Annotated in this window: 10 protein-coding genes; 4 read left to right on the top strand and 6 right to left on the bottom strand. The window is 74.8% G+C overall.

Translation table 11 applies throughout. The features are described 5' to 3' along the window. Positions 1 to 14: 14 nt before the first annotated feature. Both ACWD4B_RS27210 and ACWD4B_RS27205 read left to right on the top strand, forming a co-directional pair. Positions 15 to 449: a thiamine pyrophosphate-dependent enzyme gene (locus tag ACWD4B_RS27210; RefSeq protein WP_451423228.1), complete on the top strand. Its 435-nt coding sequence runs from the start codon at positions 15 to 17 to the stop codon at positions 447 to 449. Positions 450 to 621: 172 nt separating this feature from the next. Then, a complete protein-coding gene (locus ACWD4B_RS27205) occupies positions 622 to 1,278 on the top strand; it encodes a (2Fe-2S)-binding protein (RefSeq protein WP_451423227.1) in 657 nt (218 codons plus the stop codon). Here the strand turns inward: ACWD4B_RS27205 and ACWD4B_RS27200 are convergent. After that, positions 1,257 to 1,925, bottom strand: coding sequence for a PAS domain-containing protein (locus ACWD4B_RS27200; protein WP_451423226.1), 669 nt, complete (start codon positions 1,923 to 1,925; stop codon positions 1,257 to 1,259). The two genes, ACWD4B_RS27205 and ACWD4B_RS27200, sit on opposite strands and share 22 nt — an antisense overlap. A gap of 123 nt (positions 1,926 to 2,048) precedes the next feature. Here ACWD4B_RS27200 and ACWD4B_RS27195 point away from each other — a divergent pair, with 123 nt between their 5' ends. Then, positions 2,049 to 5,177 carry a cytochrome P450 gene (locus ACWD4B_RS27195; RefSeq protein ID WP_451423225.1) on the top strand — a complete coding sequence of 1,043 codons (3,129 nt, stop codon included), beginning with the start codon at positions 2,049 to 2,051 and terminating at the stop codon, positions 5,175 to 5,177. A 72-nt stretch (positions 5,178 to 5,249) separates the two neighbouring features. Then, a complete protein-coding gene (locus ACWD4B_RS27190; RefSeq protein ID WP_451423224.1) occupies positions 5,250 to 6,308 on the top strand; it encodes a class I SAM-dependent methyltransferase in 1,059 nt (352 codons plus the stop codon). Between the two features lie 4 nt (positions 6,309 to 6,312). On the opposite strand, the gene ACWD4B_RS27185 is transcribed toward ACWD4B_RS27190, so the two are convergent. Genes ACWD4B_RS27185 through ACWD4B_RS27165 form a run of 5 tightly spaced genes read right to left on the bottom strand, consistent with a single transcriptional unit; the run spans position 6,313 to position 19,418 of the window. Further along, positions 6,313 to 7,470 (bottom strand): glycosyltransferase, encoded by a 1,158-nt coding sequence (locus ACWD4B_RS27185; protein WP_451423223.1) that lies wholly within the window; start codon positions 7,468 to 7,470, stop codon positions 6,313 to 6,315. Next, on the bottom strand, positions 7,467 to 8,255 hold the full coding sequence (locus ACWD4B_RS27180) for an alpha/beta fold hydrolase (RefSeq protein WP_451423222.1): 789 nt from the start codon (positions 8,253 to 8,255) through the stop codon (positions 7,467 to 7,469). Before ACWD4B_RS27180 ends, ACWD4B_RS27185 begins: the two co-directional genes overlap by 4 nt. After that, complete coding sequence (locus tag ACWD4B_RS27175) at positions 8,252 to 8,548, bottom strand: acyl carrier protein (RefSeq protein WP_451423221.1); 297 nt, start codon at positions 8,546 to 8,548, stop codon at positions 8,252 to 8,254. Before ACWD4B_RS27175 ends, ACWD4B_RS27180 begins: the two co-directional genes overlap by 4 nt. Next, entirely contained in the window at positions 8,545 to 12,834 is a 4,290-nt protein-coding gene (locus ACWD4B_RS27170) for a beta-ketoacyl synthase N-terminal-like domain-containing protein (protein ID WP_451423220.1), read from the bottom strand. The genes ACWD4B_RS27175 and ACWD4B_RS27170 overlap by 4 nt, the downstream gene beginning before the upstream one ends. Continuing rightward, a complete protein-coding gene (locus tag ACWD4B_RS27165) occupies positions 12,831 to 19,418 on the bottom strand; it encodes an SDR family NAD(P)-dependent oxidoreductase (protein ID WP_451423219.1) in 6,588 nt (2,195 codons plus the stop codon). Before ACWD4B_RS27165 ends, ACWD4B_RS27170 begins: the two co-directional genes overlap by 4 nt. Positions 19,419 to 19,443: the final 25 nt, after the last annotated feature.

The following is a 19,443-nucleotide window of genomic DNA, read 5'->3' as shown; positions in this document are numbered from 1 at the left end:
CTCGTCGCCCACCGCTGGGGCGGCTTCCCCCTCGGCCGGTCCCCGCTGGGGACGCTCGGCAAAATCATCTGGTTCGAGCTGGTGCTGGACCCGGGCTGGCCTGCCCGGACCGCCCGGTGCTGTGCCTGGAGTCCGACGGCAGCGCCATGTACACGCTCCAGGCGCTGTGGACGCAGGCGCGGGAGGGGCTGAACGTGACGACGGTCGTCTTCGACAACCGGGCCTACGCGGTGCTCGGCATGGAACTGCGGCAGGCGGGCGGCGGCGAACGGGGCGGCGCCCTGTTCGACCTCTCCCGGCCGCCGTTGGACTTCGCGGCCCTCGCGGAGGGCATGGGCGTTCCCGCGGCGCGGGCGGCCACGGCGGACGAGTTCTCTGCGCTGCTGGAGCGGGGGCTGGCGGAGCCGGGGCCGTTTCTGGTGGATTGCGTAGTGCCGCGGGTGGTTTAGCGCCCCGAAGGGGCGCGGGGAACTGCGCGATCAGCCACGATGCGCCTGCAGTCGAGGTTCTCGGGGCTGCGCCCCGGACCCCTGGGGTCGTGCGTCGGCTGCGGGCCGGTGGGGGCTTGCCGCGCAGTTCCCCGCGCCCCTTCGGGGCGCCCGCCCTGGGACAATTGTCGGCATGCGTCTTCACGAGCTTGCCGAAATAGGGCCGTTCTTCGGGCTGTCCGTCGCCGGGGACGGGCTCCCCCTCCTCTCCGGGGACGCCCTGCGCCTCCGCATCCGGATCGTCGGCGAGCGGCTCGGGACGGACGACCGGCGTGTTGCCGCCTCCGTCGCCTACCAGGGCATCGCCGGGCGGCTGTTGTCCGTCGCCCTCGGCTCCGCCGTGCTGACCGGTGAGATCCCGGACCTCGCACCGGTGCGGTGGGAACCGGCCCTCGCCGCACCGGACGATCTGCGGTTGCCCGATGCGGTACCGCTGCCGTCCTCCCGGATCGCGCCCGCCGTGCTGCACGGTCTCCTGGTCCCCCTACACGACACCACCCGCGCCCTCGTCCCCGTCTCCTCGCAGCTGCTGTGGGGCAACGCGGGCTCGTCGCTGGCCGGTTCGCTGCGCGTGCTGCACACGTGGTGCGTGCAGCAGGGGCGCGTGCAGGACGGGGAGCGCGCGCTCGCCGTCGCGCGCACCCTCTTCGAGGATCCGCTGCTGCGGGACACCGGGGCCTTCACCGCCCGCGGCTTCGTCCGCCGCACGTGCTGCCTCTACTACCGCGTGCCCTCGGGCGGGGGCATGTGCGGGGACTGCGTGCTGCGTCACCCGCCGCGCGCCGCCTGAGGGGCGGGCGGCCAGCGGTCCGGGGCGAGCACCCCGAGGACGTACGCCTTGGCCACAAGGGCCGTCCGGTTCGGCACCCGCCAGCGGCGGGTGAGGCGGGTGAGGTGGTAATTGACGCCGTCGACGGTCAGCCCGACCTCCTTGCCGATCGCGGCCGTCGTGGCCCCGCCGGCCGCGAGGGCGAGGATGCGGGCCTCCACCTCGCTCACGCCGACGGCCGGTTCCGGCGCGGGCGGCGGCACGTCGGCCCGTACCCGCAGCACGGCGAGCAGCAGCGGGTAGGCCGTCGGCGACGCCTCGCCGACCAGGTCCACCAGCAGGTCGCCCGCCCGCTGCACGCCGTCCCGGCCCGCCGGCCAGCACACCTCGACGGCGTAGCGGGAGCGGCGGCCCAGGCGCAGGGCGTCGGTCAGCCGCCGGAGCTGGGTGCTGTCCTGGGGGACGAAGAGGTCCAGCAGACTGCGGCCGCGCAACTGTCCGGGGACCGTGCCCCACTCGGCCGCCATGGCCGGGTTCGCCACCGTGATCTCGCCGTCCGCCCGGCACACCGCGATCGGCACGGGGAGCCGGTCGAGCAGCGCCAGGAAGTGGTTGCGCCATGCGAACCACTCGGCACTGCGGTCAGTGTGCTCGTAGTCCCCGTCCACCGGCGTCCGCCCCCTCCTTGCTCATGCCGTGCTCGTGCGCAAGAGCGGCGCGCCGTGCTTGCACTGCACAATCATGCAGTCCCGGGCCCCGCAACCCGGACCCGGGGCGCCCACCCTTGCTGTATGAACCGAACGACCGAGGCCCTTGCGCCCGTTCCGACGGTGGACGTCTCCGCCATCGGCGCCACCGACACCCCGATGCAACAGGTCATGCGACTGGCCCGGCGGCACGGCCCCGTCTTCCGGCGCCGGCTGCATGGCGGCGAGAGGCTCTTCGTCTCCTCCCTCGACCTGGTTGCCGAGCTGTGCGACGAGGAGCGCTTCACCAAGCACGTCGGCCCGGCGCTGGAGAACGTCCGCGAGTTCACCGCCGACGGACTCTTCACCGCCTACAACGACGAGCCCAACTGGGCCAGGGCGCACGACATCCTGATGCCCGCCTTCGCCCTCGGCTCGATGCGCGCCTACCACCCGGCCATGCTGCGCGTCGCCCGCCGCCTGACCGACTCCTGGGACGCCCGGCTCGCCGCCGGCAGCCCCGTCGACGTCGCCGAGGACATGACCCGGATGACGCTCGACACCATCGGACTGGCCGGGTTCGGCTACGACTTCGAGTCCTTCGCCCGCGCCGAACCGCACCCCTTCGTCGGGGCCATGGTGCGCTGCCTGGACTGGAGCATGAACCAGCTGGGGCGCGACCCCGACGGCGACTTCACCGTGCAGGACGAGGCATTCCGCGCCGACGCCGGCTTCCTCGCCGGGGTCGTCGACGAGGTCATCGCCGCCCGTACCGCCTCCGGCGACACCCGCACCGACGATCTCCTCGGGCTGATGCTCGGCGCGGTGCACCCGGCGGACGGCACCACCCTCACCGCGGCCAACATCCGCCACCAGGTCATCACCTTCCTCATCGCCGGTCACGAGACCACCTCCGGCGCTCTCTCCTTCGCGCTCCACTACCTCCTCAAGAACCCCACCGCCCTGCGCCTGGCCCAGCAGGAGACCGACGAGCTGTGGGGCGGCACCGAGGATCCCGAGCCGACGTTCGAGGACGTCGGACGGCTGCGCTGGATACGCCAGGTCCTCCTGGAGGCCCTGCGGCTGTGGCCCACGGCGGCCGCCTTCAGCCGCGAGGCCCGGGAGGACACCCTCCTCGGCGGCCGCTACCCGCTGCGCGCGGGCGAGGGCGTCGCAGTCCTCACCCCGATGCTGCACCGCGACCCGGTCTGGGGCGACAACCCCGAACTCTTCGACCCCTCACGCTTCGACCCCGAGGCGGAGGCCGCCCGCCCGGTGCACGCCTTCAAGCCCTTCGGCACCGGGGAACGCGCCTGCATCGGGCGGCAGTTCGCGCTGCACGAGGCCACCATGCTGCTCGGGCTCATCGTCCACCGCTACCGCCTCATCGACCACACCGGCTACCGGCTGCGCGTCAAGGAGACGCTCACCCTCAAGCCGGACGGCTTCACGCTCACGCTCGCCCGCCGCACCCCGGCCCGCCGCACGGCTCCCCGACCGGCCGCGGAGTCCGCGTCCGCCGCGCTGCCCGGCCGCGTCCGGCAGGGCACCGGGCTGCTGGTCCTGCACGGCTCCAACTACGGCACCTGCCGCGACCTGGCCGCCGGCCTCGCCGACGGAGCCGAACGCCTGGGCTGCTCCACGACGCTGGCCCCGCTGGACGCGTACGCGGACGGACTGCCCACGGACGTGCCCGTCGTGCTCGTCGCCGCCTCGTACAACGGCCGCCCCACGGACGACGCGTCGGCATTCGTCCGCTGGGCCGCCGAATCCGCCGCGCCGGGCGCCGCCGACGGAGTCCCGTACGCCGTCCTCGGCGTCGGCGACCGCAACTGGGCCGCCACGTACCAGCGCGTCCCCACCCTGCTCGACGAACGGCTCGCCGCCCTCGGGGGCACGCGCCTGTTGCCCCGCGCGGAGGCGGACGCCTCGGGCGATCTGAACGGCACGGTCGAGGAGTTCACCCGCGCACTGCGCACGGAACTCCTGGAGCGCTACGGCGACCCGTCGGCCGCCGGGGGACCGGCCGAGGAGCCCGACGGCCCCGCCTACACCGTCACCGAGGTCACCGGCGGGCCGCTGACCGCACTCGCCGCCCGGCACGGCATGCAGCCCATGACGGTCACCGAGGCGTACGAGCTCACCGACCCCGCCCACCCGCGCACCAAGCGCTTCGTCCGCCTGGCCCTCCCCGACGGCGTGGAGTACCGCACGGCGGACCACCTGACCGTCCTCCCGGCCAACGCCCCGGACCTCGTGGACCGCGCGGCGGACCTCTTCGGCCTGGACCCGGACACGCTCCTCGCCATCCACCCCCGCACCCCGGGACGGGACACCCTCCCCGTCGACCGCCCCCTGACGGTACGCGAACTCCTCACGCAGCACCTGGAGTTGCAGCACCGGCCCACCGCGCGCCAGCGCGAGGCCCTGGCCGCACGCAACCCCTGCCCGCCCGAACAGGCCGCCCTGCGCGCAGTGCGCGACGACGACCCGCGCACCGTGCTCGACCTGATCGAGGAGCACCCCGCGCTGCGCGGCACGCTCGGAGCGGCGGACCTGCTCGACCTGCTGCCCCCGCTGCGGCCGCGGCACTACTCCATATCCTCGTCACCCGGCCGCGACCCCCGCCACATCGACCTCATGGTCTCGCTGCTGGAGACCCCGTCCCGCACGGGCACGGGCTCGGGCCACCTCTGCCGCCTCCGCCCCGGCGACACCGTCCTCGCCCGCATCCAGCCGTGCCGGGAGGCGTTCCGCATCGACCACCGGGACCCGGCACCGGTGATCATGGTGGCCGCCGGCACGGGCCTGGCCCCCTTCCGCGGCGCGGTCGCCGACCGGACCGCCCTGGCGGCGGACGGCGCCGAACTCGCCCCCGCGCTCCTGTACTTCGGCTGCGACGCCCCCGACGCGGACTTCCTGCACGCGGCCGAACTGCAGGCCGGCCCGGTCTCGGTGCGCCCGGCGTTCAGCCGGCTGCCCCAGGCGGACGGCGGCCCGTTCGTCCAGCACCGCATGGCCGCGGAGGGCGACGAACTGTGGGAACTCCTGCAGGCCGGCGCCCGGGTGTACGTCTGCGGAGACGGCAGCCGCATGGCCCCGGGCGTACGGGCCGCCCTGCGCGACCTGTACGCACGCAAGACGGGTGCCGACGCGGGTGCGGCGGACGCCTGGCTGCGCGAACTGACCGACGCGGGACGGTACATGGAGGACGTCTACGCCGCGGGTGCCTGACGGTCACTGCTTGGGGTGATCCCGGGGCGAAGCAGCGGGGGCGGGGTGCGGGGCGATGGTAGGAACGGGAGCGTGACCACGCGAGCCGAGACCATTGCCGCACTCCGCCCCCGCTACCAACACGACCTGGCCTCCGGCGTGGAGCGGTTCTTCGGGCCGAGACGGTCCACTTGCCCATGGTGCGAGTCGGACCGGCTGCGCGAGCGGGTCCGTACTCCCGACCTCTTGCAGGGCAAGCCGGGTGTCTTCGTCATCGACCGGTGCTGTGCATGCGGGCACCACTTCCAGAATCCGCAACTCACCGAGGAAGGGCTGGAGTTCTACTACCGAGACTGCTACGACGGGCTCGGCGAGGAGGCCGCGCAGCGTCTCCTCGGCTCGCCCGGCGGCAGAAAGCGGCACCGTGCCGTCGCGCGCTCGGTGCGGCCTTTCAGCGACCCCGGGCGCTGGCTCGATGTCGGAACGGGATACGGGTACTTCCCGCAGGCGGCAAAAGAGATCTTCCCGGCCACCGTCTTCGAGGGCCTGGACCAGGGTGAGGGAGCCGAGGTCGCTGTAAAGGAGGGACGGATCGAGCGGGCCCTGCGCGACTCGTTCACCGAGCTCGCGCCGACCGTGGCCGGGGAGTACGACGTGGTGAGCATGCACCACTACCTGGAGCACACGCCGGATCCACGCGCACAGCTCCTCGCCGCCCACACCGCATTGCGCCCCGGCGGGCTGCTGCACATCGAGGTTCCCGACCCCGAGTCGGCGTTCGCCGGGCTGCTGGGCCGCTGGTGGGTGCCGTGGTTCCAGCCCCAGCACCTGCACCTCATGCCCATCGCCAATCTGCGACAGGCGCTGGAGGAGAGCGACTTCACCGTGGTGGAGGCCGAACGCGCCGCAGCGCACTGGCCGGTGGACCTGGCCGGTGCCGCCCTGTTCCTGCTCTCCCGGCTGATGCCGTGCGACGACGCCCCCTGGCACCCCCACCCGCCGTCCGCCACTGCCCGGCGCGTACGGAAGCTGATGTGGGGGAGCGCCGTGCCGGTCCTGCTGGCACTGTACGGACTCGACGTCGTGACCGGCCCGCTTGCCCGCCGCACCGGGTTCTCCAACGCCTACCGGCTGCTCGCGCGCAGGAACTGACCACTCACCCCCGGGCCGCGAGCGCTTCGAGGTGACCGGCGGCCGCCCCGGCACCCCCGGCGGCGCGCAGCCGGTCCCGCAGGCGACGGGCGGCAGCGCGGTGGTGCGGCGCATCCAGGACGGTGTCGAGCGCCGCGCCCAACCGGGTGCGGTCGGCACGGCCGAAGCGCACCCGCACGGCTGCGCCGGCCGCCGCGACCTGTTCGGCCACGAAGGGCTGGTCGTCGCGGATGGGGGCGACCACGAGGGGGACGCCGTGCCACAGGGACTCCGTGACGGTGTTGTGGCCGGCGTGACAGATCACGGCTGAAGCCCTTTCCAGCAAGGCCAGTTGGGGGATTCGCGGCAGGACGAGGAGAGCGCGGTCCTCGGTCCCGGTCAGGATCCCGCCCGGGTCGGCGATCACGGCCTGTACGTGGTGCGCCCGTTCGCGTACGGCCGCTGCGCACTCGGCGAGGAAGCGGGCGCCGACATCGTCGTTGACGGTTCCGAGGGAGACCAGGACCGTGGCCCGGTCCGGGGCGAGCCCTGCCCAGGGGAAGTCCGGGGCGGCGGGGTGCGAGGGGACCGCGGGTCCCACGAAGCGCAGCCCGGGTACGGGCGAGGGGCCTCCTGCCAACTCCTCGATGGTGTAGGCCAGCACGAGGTCCGGCGAATAGCGCAGGTCATGGGTGGAGACAGGATCGCCGAACCGCCCGCGCAGCTCGGCCAGGAGATCCCGGATCCAGGCATCGACCCTCGGCAGGGCGGCCGCGTATCCGCTCACCTCTGCCGGCGTGGTGGCCGAGGTCGCCCAGCGCACTCCGCATCGTTCGGCCGCCAGCGCGCCCGCGAGGGCGTGCTGATCGGCGACGACGACATCGGGGCGGAACGCCCGTACTGCTTCCTGTGCCCCCGGAGCCATCGCCTCGGCCAGCGGGACGAGGAAGTCCTGCCACAGGAACCGCAGCGCCGCCGCCCCGCGCAGCCCGGGTGCCCGCCGCACCCCCTCCGGGGCCGCGCAGGGATAGACGTCGGTGCTCCTGCCCGTCGCCTGCCGCACGGCGTCGGGCGCCGCGGCCCAGGCCACGCGGTGCCCGCGTGTGGTCAGTTCGGCGGCGACGGTGGCGACGGGATTGATGTGCCCGGCCAGCGCCGGGACGACGAAGAGGAACCGGCTCACGATGCCGGCGCCGCCGGCCGGACCTCGCGCAGCCAGTCGAGCATCAGTCCGCCGACTGTCCCGGGGGCTTCGGCCAGGACGTCGTGCCCGTGGCCGGGGACGACGATGCTGCGGCAGCGCGGCAGAACCTGCTCCATCACGGGGGCCGCCGCAGCGAGGGTGAAGTCGCCGCCGAAGAGCGCGAGTACAGGCACCTCGACCGTGCGCCAGTGGTCCTGCTCCCGGGTGCGGCTCGCCGCGATGTCGTCGACAAGCGTGGTGTCGAGCAACAACGGGCGTGTCCGGGAGGCTTTGCGGGCCGTATGGCGGCCGTGCTCCTCCTCGATGCACCGGATACTGCCGGCGTCGCGCAGCAGGTCCGCGAACCGGATGAGCCATTCGTGCAGGCCCTGTGCCCAGCCGGGGGTGGGGAGGACGGACTCGACGAGGACGAGGCCTGCGACGCGGTCGGGGTGATGGGCGGCGAAATCGAGCGCGACCGACCCGCCGAAGCAGTTCCCGACGAGGACCGGGCGGTGGATGCCGAGGTCGTCGAGCACGGCGAGCAGGTCGGCCGTGAAGTCCTCCAGGCGGTAACCGGCCGGGGGGCGTTCGCTGCGGCCGTGGCCCCGCTGGTCGTACATCACCACGCTGTGACCGGCAGCCGCGATACCGGGGGCGACGGTGAAGTAGTAAGTGGCCAGGCTGTCGGCGGCCAGGCCGTGGAGGCACACCACGGCAGGTGGGCCGGCGTCGCCCAGTCGCTCGATGTTCAGTCGCGTGCCGTGTACCCGGAATGCCGTCATCGGAGGCTCGCCACGATGTGCCGCACGAGGTGCCCCACCGTCAGCTCTGCGAGCTCGTCGAGGTCGAGGGAAGCGAAGTAACCGGGGAAGTCGACGCGTTCCCCGTAGCGGGCGCGCAGTGTGCCGGTGAGGGTGACGAGGTCGACGGACTCCAGGTCCAGGTCGTCCACGAATCGGCTCGTCATAGTGACGCTGCCGGGGTCGAGCGCGCAGTCGTCCGGCAGGGCGTGCAGGGCGTCGACCATGCAGGCCAAGACGGCGGACTCGTCGGTATCGGCGGGTGTGATGGTCATGGCTGCTGCCTCTCCTTCGTCGGTTCGTCGCTCGTCCAGGCGACGATGTAGCTCCTGGCCGGCAGGCCCGGCGGGTTGCCGACCGGCGCGAGCCGGACGGGGTGCGAACGGCCCGACGGCGTACGGACGGTGAAGGAGTCCGCATGGTCGGGGTCCGGGGCGGTCACGAGGAATCCGTGCGGGTTGCCGCGCAGCCCGGTTCCCTCGGCCTTTGCGGCCGCCTCCTTGGCGGCCCAGAACCGGGCCAGCCGCTCGGGTCCGCCGCCGAGCCGCTCGAACAGGGCACGTTCACCGGGCGCCAGGACGGCGTCGTACGTCGTGGCCGGACGGTCGGCGATCTCCTCGATGTCGATGCCGACCGGGATGCCCCCGGGCTGTACGAGCGCGACGGCCGCCTCCCGGCAGTGCGCGAGGGAGAGTTCGAGCGGCGGCAGCCGCCGACCGTGCACACCCTCCGGACGCGGGCGCCCGGACGGCTCGTTGCAGACCCGGATCTCGGCCGGGAAGACCGGTCCCTCCCCCTGGGCCCAGAGGTGCCGGCGCACCGCATCCTTGGCGGCGACCCGGCCGAGCAGCCAGGAGCGCCGGCCGCGCGGAGGGCGCTGCGCGAATGCGACGCGTTCCTCGCCGGCGAGCTGGCAGCGCATCATCAGCTCCAGGGAGGCCGGATCGGGCCAGTGATCGAAGACGAGCTGCCAGCCGCCGGGCTGGGGGGCGGAGAGTGTGCGGCTGCCCGGCCTCCGGTGTGCGGCGACCGACTCGGGCGTCGAGTCGAACCGGCGGTCCTGCCAGCCGCGGATCTCGGCCCAGACCCGGCCGCCATGGGCAAGTTGGACGTCCGCCTCCAGGAGCGTCTCCGTGAGCCGGGTGATCCGGACGTGGCAGGCGACGCGGGAGCCCGGGACGGGGCGCGGACCGTGGAAGGTGATGCTCCGGATGCTCGTGGGGAGGACGTCGAGGCGTTCCGCGCGAGTTGCCATCAGCCAGTAGCCGAGAAGTTGTCCGGCGCTGTCGAGGAGGGCTCCGGGCGTGGTGTTCGCGGTGAGGTCACCTCGTACGTGCCGTGCGCCGAGCGCGGTGACGGCGGTGACGCCCTGGAAGCGCGGACCGTGGAACATCCACCCGCGCTCGTACATCTCCCGCGCGGAGACCGCGGGCACGGTCTCGGTGGCGTCGCAGGGCCAGACCGGGGGCGGGGCCGGGCGGCTGCCGGCCGTCAGCACGTCGGCGCGGGCACGGCTGCCGAACTCGGCCCGGTGCCAGCCGTCCCGGCCGAGGGAGACCGTGAGGTCCACGGCCGTGGGCGGCTCGGCGACCGTCCACTCCATGAACCGGACGTCGCGCACGGCGACGGGTGTTCCGAAGGCGCCTACGGCGTCCTTCATGAGCTCGACGATCGTCGTGCCGGGGACGACGGGCCAACGGTCGGCGAGGTCGGGCCAGTCGGGGGGCTGCCGGTAGAAGCAGTGGTCGAGGAGGTACGGCATGCGCTCGACATCGACATCGACTGTAGTGACGCGGCGTGTCGGCGCCCTCGTCGTCGCGGCGAACAACTCGGCTGCCGTGGAGGCCGTTTCCGTGAGCAGCGCATCGAGCTCGGCGGCGGCGGGGACCCGCTGTGCGAGGTCGCGCAGGGCTCGATCCGTTCCGCCGCCGTGACCGCAGTCGCGGTGCACGTCCGCGCGCAGCCGTTCGCGGGCCTCCTGGGCGAGCGACACCGGACCCGCCTCACGGTCGGCCCGCACCGCTCTGCGAGGTGCGGCGCCGAGCGGGCCGAAGTCCGGTTCCGCGCCGACCGTCCACAGGGCGGCCGCGGCCCGTTCGAGCTGGGAGAGCGCGCCACGGCGCGGGGAGTCGGCGGCGACGGCCAGGTGCTCGCGGCCCGCGAGCGTGTCACCGACCAGTGCCGGGAGCTGGCCCGCACCGGCCTGGACGAAGACCCGGAAGCCCGCCGCGTACATCGCCTCGGTCAACTGCCGGAAGCGGACGGGTTCGAGGAGGTGCCGGACGAAGAGTTCCCGGACACCGTCCGCGTCGTCCGGAAAGGGCGCCGCCAGGGTGCCCGACCACACCGGTGTGCTCGCCGGGCGCATGGTGAAGCGGTGCACCGCCTCCCGGACCGGGTCGAGGTGCGGCGCGAGCATCGGAGTGTGGAAGCCCGAGGTGAAGGGGAGGACGCGGCCGAGGACGCCCTCGCCGCGCAGCCGCGCCGCAAGGGCGTCGATCTGCTCCCGGGGTCCGCAGGCGACGGACTGGTGCGGGGCGTCGTCGTGGGAGAGCACTGTTCCGGGGAACTCAGGCAGTACCGCCTCGACGTAGTCCGCAGGAGCCCCCAGGACGAGGAAGGCGAGCGGGGGCAGGGGCAGCCCGTGCTCGGCGACGTCGCGCAGTGCGGCCACGTCGCACAGCCCGGCCACGGTCATCGCGGTCCACTCGCCGACACTGTGACCCGCCACGGCGTCCGGGACGATGCCGATGCGGTGCAGGGCGGTCGAGAGCAGCGCACCGGCCGTCACTTGCGCGATGGCATGCCCGACCACATCACCGACCTGTCCGCGCGGTGTCGCCGGCCGCGTCAGCCCGAAGTGGCGTGCGACGTCCTCGGACCCGGTCGTGAACTCGGCCTCCAGTCCGGGGAAGAGGAAGGCCGTGCGTCCACCGGCCGCGCCGAGCAGCGGGGCCGGGGCGAACCACACGTCGCCTCGCCCGCCCCACAGCCGCTCCCGGGCCACGGCCTTGCGGGCCAGCGCGAGCTGCTTGGCGCCGGGACCGGCAACGGCCAGCCGGGCCGGACCCTGTCCGCGCACCGGACGGGCGCGCAGGGACGCGTCGTCGGAGTCGAGCAGCGCGGCGATGGCCCGGGGACTGTCGGCGGCGAGGCGCAGGACCGGCTCGCGCTCGGTGACGGCGGCGCGCCGGATCCGGTGGGTGGATTCCGGCAACTCCTCCAGCACCGCATGGGCGTTGATCCCGCCGAAGCCGAACGCGTCGACCGCCGCCCGCCGCACCTCGGCCTCCCAGGGGCGGGCGGTCGGCACCGGGCGGAAGCGGGTGGAGAGCAGGGCGGGATGAGGCGTGTCGCAGTGCAGGGTCGGCGGCAGGACCCGGTGGTGGACGGCGAGGGCCGCCTTGATCAGCCCGGCCGCGCCCGCCGCCGCCATGGTGTGGCCGATCATCGACTTCACCGAGCCGATGACGGCGTCCGGTTCATCGGTCCGGCCGAACACCTCTGCCAGCATGGCGAGTTCGGCGGCATCACCGTTGGGCGTGCCGGTCCCGTGGGCCTCCAGGAGGCCGAGGGCGCCGGGGGCGGCGGGGTCCAGGTCGGCCGCTTCCCAGGCGAGCCGCACCGCGCGGGCCTGCCCCGCGGGATCCGCGGTGACCAGCGAGGCGGCGCGCCCGTCGGCCGCGATGCCCACGCCGCGTATGAGCGCGTACACCCGGTCACCGTCCCGGCGGGCGTCGGCCAGCCGCTTCAGCACCACGATCCCGGTGCCCTCGGAGAGCAGCATGCCGTCCGCGTCGCGGTGGAAGGGCCGGATGCGCTGGGACGGCGACAGGGCACCCAGCTCGGCGAAGACGCGCAACAGCGTGGCGTCGTCGCAGTGGTGGACGCCGCCCGCCAGCATCACGTCGCACCGTCCCCGCTCCAGCTCGGTGACCGCGTGGTCCACCGCGATGAGGGAGGAGGCGCAGGCGGCGTCCACGGTGTAGGACGGGCCGCGCAGGTCGAGACGGTTGGCGATGCGGGACGCGGCGAAGTTCGGGACGATGCCGAGCGAGGTCTCGGGGCCGTGCGGGCCGAGCGCGTCGAGGAAGGCCGCGCGCAGCCGCCCGAGCCGCTCCCCGTCCAGCTCCGGCAGGAGTTCGCTCACCGTGTGCACCAGTTGGGCGGAGGTGCGTACCCGTTGGTCCAGGCGGACCTGCCCGACGGAGAGATAGCCGCCGCGGCCGAGCACCACGCCGACCCGGGTCCGGTCCGCGGGCAGGGAGCCGTCGCCCGCGTCGGCGAGGGCCGCCGCAGCGGTGCGCAGGGCGATCAGCTGGTCGGGGTCCGTGCTGTCGGCGGCCGACGGCATGATGCCGAAGGCGGCCGGGTCGAAGCCGGCGATCCCGTCGACGAAGCCGCCGCGCTGCCCGGTCGATGCACCCCAACGGCCTGGCGGGGCCTCGGCGATGGTGTCGACGCCCTCGGTGATGTTGCGCCAGTACGTGCCGAGGTCGTCCGCGCCGGGCAGGGTGACGGCCATGCCGACGATGGCGACCGGCTCGCGCGCTGCGGTCACGAAAGCCCGCCCGGTGCGGTGACGACGACCTCGTCGATGTCGGCGTCGCCGTGGGCGAGTTCGCGCAGCAGTGCCCGTACGCCCTCCTCCGGGTCGATCAGCGCGAGACCGCGCCGGGCGAAGTCCCGTGCGAGCTCCGGCCCCACCATGCCCGGGTGCCGGGGATCGGCCGCCCAGGGGCCCCAGTGGACGGTCACGGTGCGGCTCCCGGTGTCCCGCCGCCACTGGCGGCCGAGGACGGCGAGGGCGTCGTTGGCGGCGGCGTAGTCGGCCTGGCCCCGGTTGCCGGTGACGGCGGCGACGGATCCGAACAGGACGGTCAGGCGCGGGGGTTCGGGCAGGCTGCGCAGCGCGGAGAACAGGGCGTGCGCGCCGTGCACCTTGGTGTCGTGGACGCGCGCGAAGGAGCCGGGGTCCTTGTCGGCGAGCAGCCGGTCCTCGACGACACCCGCGGCGTGCACGACGGCGTCGACGGATCCGCACTCGGCGTGGATGTCCGCCACCGCCTTCCGCACGGCCGCCGCGTCCCGCAGGTCGAGGCAGTGGTACCGCGCGGCTCCGCCGGCGGCCTCGATCTCGGCCAGGGTGGCGGCGACTTCGCGCCGGGCGAGGATGCGCCCGGCTTCTCTTTCGATCGCGGCGGGATCGCGCTCACCGCGCGCGGCGAGCGCGGCCCGCAGGGCCGTCCTGTCCCCGGCACCGGCGAGGCCGGGGTCCTCGGGGGTGCCGGGCGCCTCGGTGCGGCCGAGCAGTTCGACCCGGCAGCCGGCCGCGGCGAGGGTGACGGCGAGCCGGGCCGTGATGCCCCGGGCGCCGCCCGCGAGGACGACCACGCTGCCGGGGCCGAGTCCGGCGGGGAACGCGTCGTCGTCGCTGCGAGGGCACACTGCCTCGTACGGTTCGGTCCCCTGCCGAGTGCCGTCGGCGGTATGGCGGACGACCGGGGCCCGGTCCGGGGCGAGGAGCTCGCCGACGAGGTCCCCGGCGAGGGCCGGGGCGGGGCGGTCGGGGGCGACGGAGACGACCCGGGCAAGGGTGTCCGGGTACTCGCGCGCGACGGCGCGGAAGAAACCGCCCAACCCCGCTGTGCGGACGTCCTCCTCGGCAGGCCGGGCGCACAGGAGCCAGCGCGGATTGTTCCGCAATGCCGCCTGGAACACGGGGAATTGCGCAGGTAGCACGGGGTCGGCACCGGGTGCGAGTGCGGCGAGGTGGATGACACCGTCGGGACGCTCGTGCTCCTCGCCCGTGACCGTGGCGCCGAGCTCTCCGAGACGGTCGGCGAGCGCGCGGGCGAGGGGAGCGCCCCCGCCGATCACGAGAAAGCGGCGCCCTTGGAGCGCTGCCTCGCCGGGTACGGGCGCGTCGGCGAGGCGGGTCTCCCGGAGCAGGAACCGTACAGGGGCGGTGGCGGCGGCCGTGCCCTCGGAGCCGGCCTCCGCCTCCGTGTGCTCCCCGCCCGGTCCTGCCCGCAGCCGGTCCGCGAGCGCCGCCGCCGTGCGGGCCCGGAGCAGTTCCTCCAGGTCGGCATCGGCCCACGGCCGCGGCCCGGCCGAGCCGTTCAGGCGGCGGCCCAGCTCGCCGACGATCTCGGTCCGTTTGATCGAGTCGATGCTGAGGTCGGCTTCCAGGTCCAGGCCGGGTTCGACGAGTTCGAGCGGATAGCCGGTCCGTTCGCTGATCACCGCGCGGACCGTGTCCAGCGCGTCCGGCACGGCGGACGGACCCTCGTCGGGCTCCGGCACGGGAAGAACGGGCAGCGGCTGAGGCGTCTCCAGGGCGGCCACCGGCCTCGTCGGCTGTGCACTCGCGCCGAAGTACGCCAGCAGGACGTCCCGTTGTGCTGCCACCGACTCGCGGCTGGTGCGCAGGAATTCGACGAGCAGGTCCGGGCCGTCCGCCGGGGCCGCCGGCGCGGCGGCGGACAGGGCGATCCGCCGGGCCGGGCGGAGGCCCCCGGTCAGCGGCTCCCCGTCGGCGGTCCGGACGAGGTGCCCGTCGACCACCCAGCCCGGCCGGGCCGGTACCGCGCCCGCGTCGGCGACGACCGCGTCCCGCCCGGCGAACAGCCGTTCCGCCGCCACCGGCACGCCCGCCACGGCGAGATGGGCCAGCGCCTCCAGATGCCCGGCCAGCCCGGCGTCCGGCCTCGGCTCGAACGGGACGGCGACGTGTGGCCGCTGGCCGAGAATGCTCCGCACCAGGCCGGTGAGCACCGTGCCGGGGCCCGCCTCGACGAAGACGCGCGCCCCCGCCTCGTACATCGCCTCGACCTGCTCGACGAACCGCACGGGCGCGGCGATCTGCCCGGCGAGGACCTCCCGCAGCTCGTCCGGCTCGGCGGGATAGCGGGCCGCCGTCATGTTCGACCAGACCGGGAAGGCGGGCGTACGGACCGGGTGCGCGGCGAGCGTCCCGGCGAACTGCGCCGATGCCGCTGCGAGATGAGGGCTGTGGAAGGCGTGGGAGACGGGGAGGCGGAGCGCGGCCACCCCGGCGTCCGCCAGGGCGGCGACGGCCTGTTCGACGGCGCCCGCAGGCCCCGAAAGGACGCATTGCGCCGGGGCGTTGTGGTTGGCGACGACCACCGCCTCCGACAGTCCGGCCTCGGCGAGCAGCGCCTCGGTCTTGTCCGGCTCCGCCGCGACGGCGGCCATGGCTCCCGGCGCGTCGCCCGCTGCTGCGGCGATCGCCTCGGCGCGTGCGGCACTGAGCTCCAGCACGGCATCCGGGGTGAGGACGCCCGCCGCGCCCAGGGCGACCAGTTCGCCGTAGGAGTGCCCGCCCGCCATGCCGGCCCGCACGCCGACGCTCCTGAGCACGTCGTGCGCGGCGAGGCAGGCCGCGCCCATGGCGGGCTGGGCTCGGCGGGTGTCGGCGAGCCGGGCGTGCTGTGCGTCCCGCGTCGCGGTGTCGAACGCGGTGGGCGGGAACATCGCGTCGGCCGGCGCCCGGTGGAGGTGGCGCTGCGTCGCGGGGAACGCGGTGAAGAGGTCGGCGAACATCCCGGGGCGCTGGCTGCCCTGCCCGGGGAAGAGCACGGCGACCGTCCCTGCTGTACGCCCGTTGGGCAGGAAGACGCCCGGCCGCGCCTCGCGGGCCGCCACTGCCCGGAGCAGCTCCGGGAGTTCGTCGAGCGACTCGGCCACCACAGCCGCACCGACCGGGCCGGTACCGGTGCGCCGTGCGGCGGTCAGGGCGAGGTCCCGCAGCCGCCACGGACGCCCGGCACGGTCGTTGACCTCGGTCAGCCGCAGCAGCTCGCGGGCGTCGTCCGCGTCCCGCAGGGCGACGAGTTCGGCCGGCCAGGCGTCGTGGCCGCACCGTGGTGGTGCGCCCCCGTCGTGCGCCCGCAGTACCGCATGGAAGTTGGAGCCGCCGAAGCCGAACGCGCTCACGCCCGCGACCCGTTCCGCGGCGGGCCGCCCCCACGGCCGCGACCGGTCGTGGAAGGCGAACGGACTGTCCAGCGGCTGCCAGGAGGGGTGGGGGCGGCGCAGGTGCAGCGTCGGTGGCCGTACGCCCGTGTGCAGCGCGAGGGCCGTCTTGATCATTCCGGCCAGCCCGGCGGCGCACTTCGTATGTCCGATCTGGGACTTGACCGAGCCGATGGCGCAACCGCCCGGCACTGCCCCGGCCTCGGTGAACACCTCGGTGAGAGCGGCGAGTTCGGTTCGGTCGCCGACGGCCGTGCCCGTGCCGTGGGCCTCGACCAGCCCGACGCCGGAGGGTGCGATCCCGGCCTGGGCGTAGGCCCGTTCGAGGGCGGTGCACTGGCCCTCGCGGCGGGGCGCGGTCAGCCCGAGCGAACGTCCGTCGCCCGCGCTGCCGACGCCCTCGATGACGGCGTAGACGCGGTCGCCGTCCCGCTCGGCGTCCGCCAGCCGTTTGAGCACGACGCAGGCGATGCCCTCGCCGAGCGCGATGCCGTCGGCGTCCGCGTCGAAGGGACGGCAGCGGCCGGTCGGGGAGAGGGCGTGCACGGAGGAGAAGAGCAGGTAGTCCTTGATGCCGTTGTGCAGGTCGGCTCCGCCGCACAGGGCGACGTCGGCGGCACCGGTCCGCAGCTCCTTGCAGGCGGCGTCGACCGCGGCCAGGGAGGACGCACAGGCGGCGTCCACCGTGTAGTTGGCGCCGCCGAGGCCGAGCCGGTTGGCGATGCGGCCCGCGATGACGTTGGCGAGCATGCCGGGGAAGGAGTCCTCCGTGAGGACGGGCAGTTGCGCGGCCAGGTCCTCCGGGAGACGGCCGAGGTAGGAGGGGAGGACGGCGCGCAGGGCGACCGCGTCCGCGGTGTCGCTGCCCGCCTCGGCGCCGAAGACCACGCAGGTGCGGTCGCGCGGGAAGGCGCGGCGGTCGTAGCCTGCGTCGGCGAGGGCCCGTCGGGCGGCTTCCAGTGCCAGCAGCTGGACGGGTTCGACGGATGCGAGCGAGGCCGGCGGGATCCCGTACGCGAGCGGGTCGAAGGGGATCCGCGGCAGGAACCCGCCCCACTTGGAGGCCGACACGTCGTGGGCGGCGGCCTGCGGTCCGTGCTGCAGGGAGACGTCCCAGCGCTCGGACGGGACCTCGGTGACGGAGTCGGTACCGGCGAGCACGTTGCCCCAGAAGGAGGCGAGGTCGGGCGCGCCGGGGAACATGCAGGCCATGCCGACGACGGCGATGCCGAGCGGTTCGGGGACCGGCCGCTGCGCCGGGGAGTGCGGCTCGACGGAGGCGGCGCGCTGCTCGTAGAACTCGGCCGCCCCGTCGCTCACTTGACGGTGCAGCGTCGCGACATCGGTGGTGGCACTGCGCAGGACCGCCGCCTCGCCGGCCATGAACAGGCCCTCGGCGAGCTGCCGTTCCTCGTCGACGTCGGTCAGGGCGCCGCCGATGCGCTCGACGCCCTTGCCGGCGATGCGCAGCCGCCCGAGGTTGAGCCGCTCCAGCTCTTCCCAGGCCTGCCGGTCGGGGACGCCCTGCCGGCTCAGCTCGTCCCGGCGGGTCCGGTGGGTACGGCAGTACGGGCTGGGCAGGCAGCGGGTCGCCTGGCCGGGGCCGGTGCGCAGAACGGCGGTCCGCTCGGCGGCGATTGCCTGCTGCTGGTAGAGGGGGCGGACGGCGCCGCAGTCGACGGCCTCCTCGGTGAAGAGGTAGGCGGTGCCCATCAGGATGCCGGTGGCGGCGCCGCGGGCGCGGATGCCGGACGTGAGCGCGGCGACCATGGCGGCGGAGCGCTCGTCGTGGATGCCGCCGGCGAAGAGCAGGTCCAGCGCGGGCCGTTCCCGTGGGGGAAGGGAGTCCAGGAAGTCGTCCACGACGGCGAGTTGGGCCTCCCACAGGGGGAAGCCGTTGCGCGGTCCGATGTGGCCGCCGCACTCGGCTCCTTCGAAGACGAAGCGGCGGGCGCCCGCCGCGAGGAACTGCTCCAGCAGCCCGGGCGAGGGCACATGCAGGAACGTACGGATGCCGTGCTCCTCCAGGGCGGCCGCCTGGGCGGGACGGCCGCCCGCGACGATCGCGTGGGAGGGGCGGAGCTCGCGCACGGCCGCGAGCTGGGCGGCGCGCACGTCCTCGGGGGCGAAGCCGAGGAGGCCGACGCCCCAGGGGCGGTCGCCCATCGTGGCGCGGGTCTCCTCCAGCAGGGTCCGGGCGGCTCCGGCACCGGTGAGGGCGAGAGCGAGGAAGGGCAGCCCTCCGGCGTCGGCGACGGCCGCGGCGAACCGGGGCCGGTCGCTGACCCGGGTCATCGGCCCCTGGGCGAGGGGCAGTCGGGTGCCGAGGGTGCGGCTCATGGGGGAGCCGGGCCGCAGCGCCTCCGGAGCCCGCCCGTCGCGTACCGCGTGATCGACGGCTTCCCGGACCGCCCGTACCGCGACGGCCGCCGTCCGGTACTTCTGCGCGAAACGGCGGGCGAGGAAGGCGTCCTGGCCGAGCGGCAGGGCAGGGGGCAGGCCGGGCCGGCGCGGGTCGAGAGTGCGGCGGCCGTTCTCGTACCGGGTCTCCGTGCCGTCCACGGACCGCAGGACCGCGGCGAGTCCGGGATCCGTGTCCGCCTCGTCGAGGAGGGCGAGCTGGACGTCGAGGACGACTCCCGCCGCCCCGGCGAGGACGGCACCGGCGGCGGTGTGCGGCCCGATGCCGCCGCACGCCCACACGGGCACGGTGACCCGGTCGTCGGCGAGGAGCTGCTGGAGCAGGACGGAGGTGGAGAGTTCACCGGCCGGCCCGCCGCACTCGCTGCCGCGGGCCACGAGCCCCGCCGCACCGTCCGCCACGGCGGCCCGGGCCTCGCGCAGGCTCCGCACCTCGGCGAGGACCGTACCTGCCGGGAACCGGCCGACCGGCCACGGGGTATCGGGGGCGAGGAGCACGGCCGCCGGGCCGTCGCCGCCGGGGGAGCAGAACTCGTCGGGCGGGAGCGGGCAGTCGGCGGGGACGCGGACGCCGAAGGCGCCGGGGATCCAGGCGCGGACGAGGTCCAGGGCGTCCCGGGCGGCTGCGCCGTCCGTTCCGAGGTTGACGACGCCGAGCCCGCCCGCTCCGTGGACGGCCGCGGCGAGCCGCGCATCCGGCCGGCCGAAGGGACCGAAGCCGATCACTGCACGCGCCGCCGACGCCAAGAGA

The sequence above is a fragment of the Streptomyces sp. NPDC002536 genome, assembly GCF_053594995.1.
This window is presented reverse-complemented; position numbering and strand designations above follow the sequence as displayed.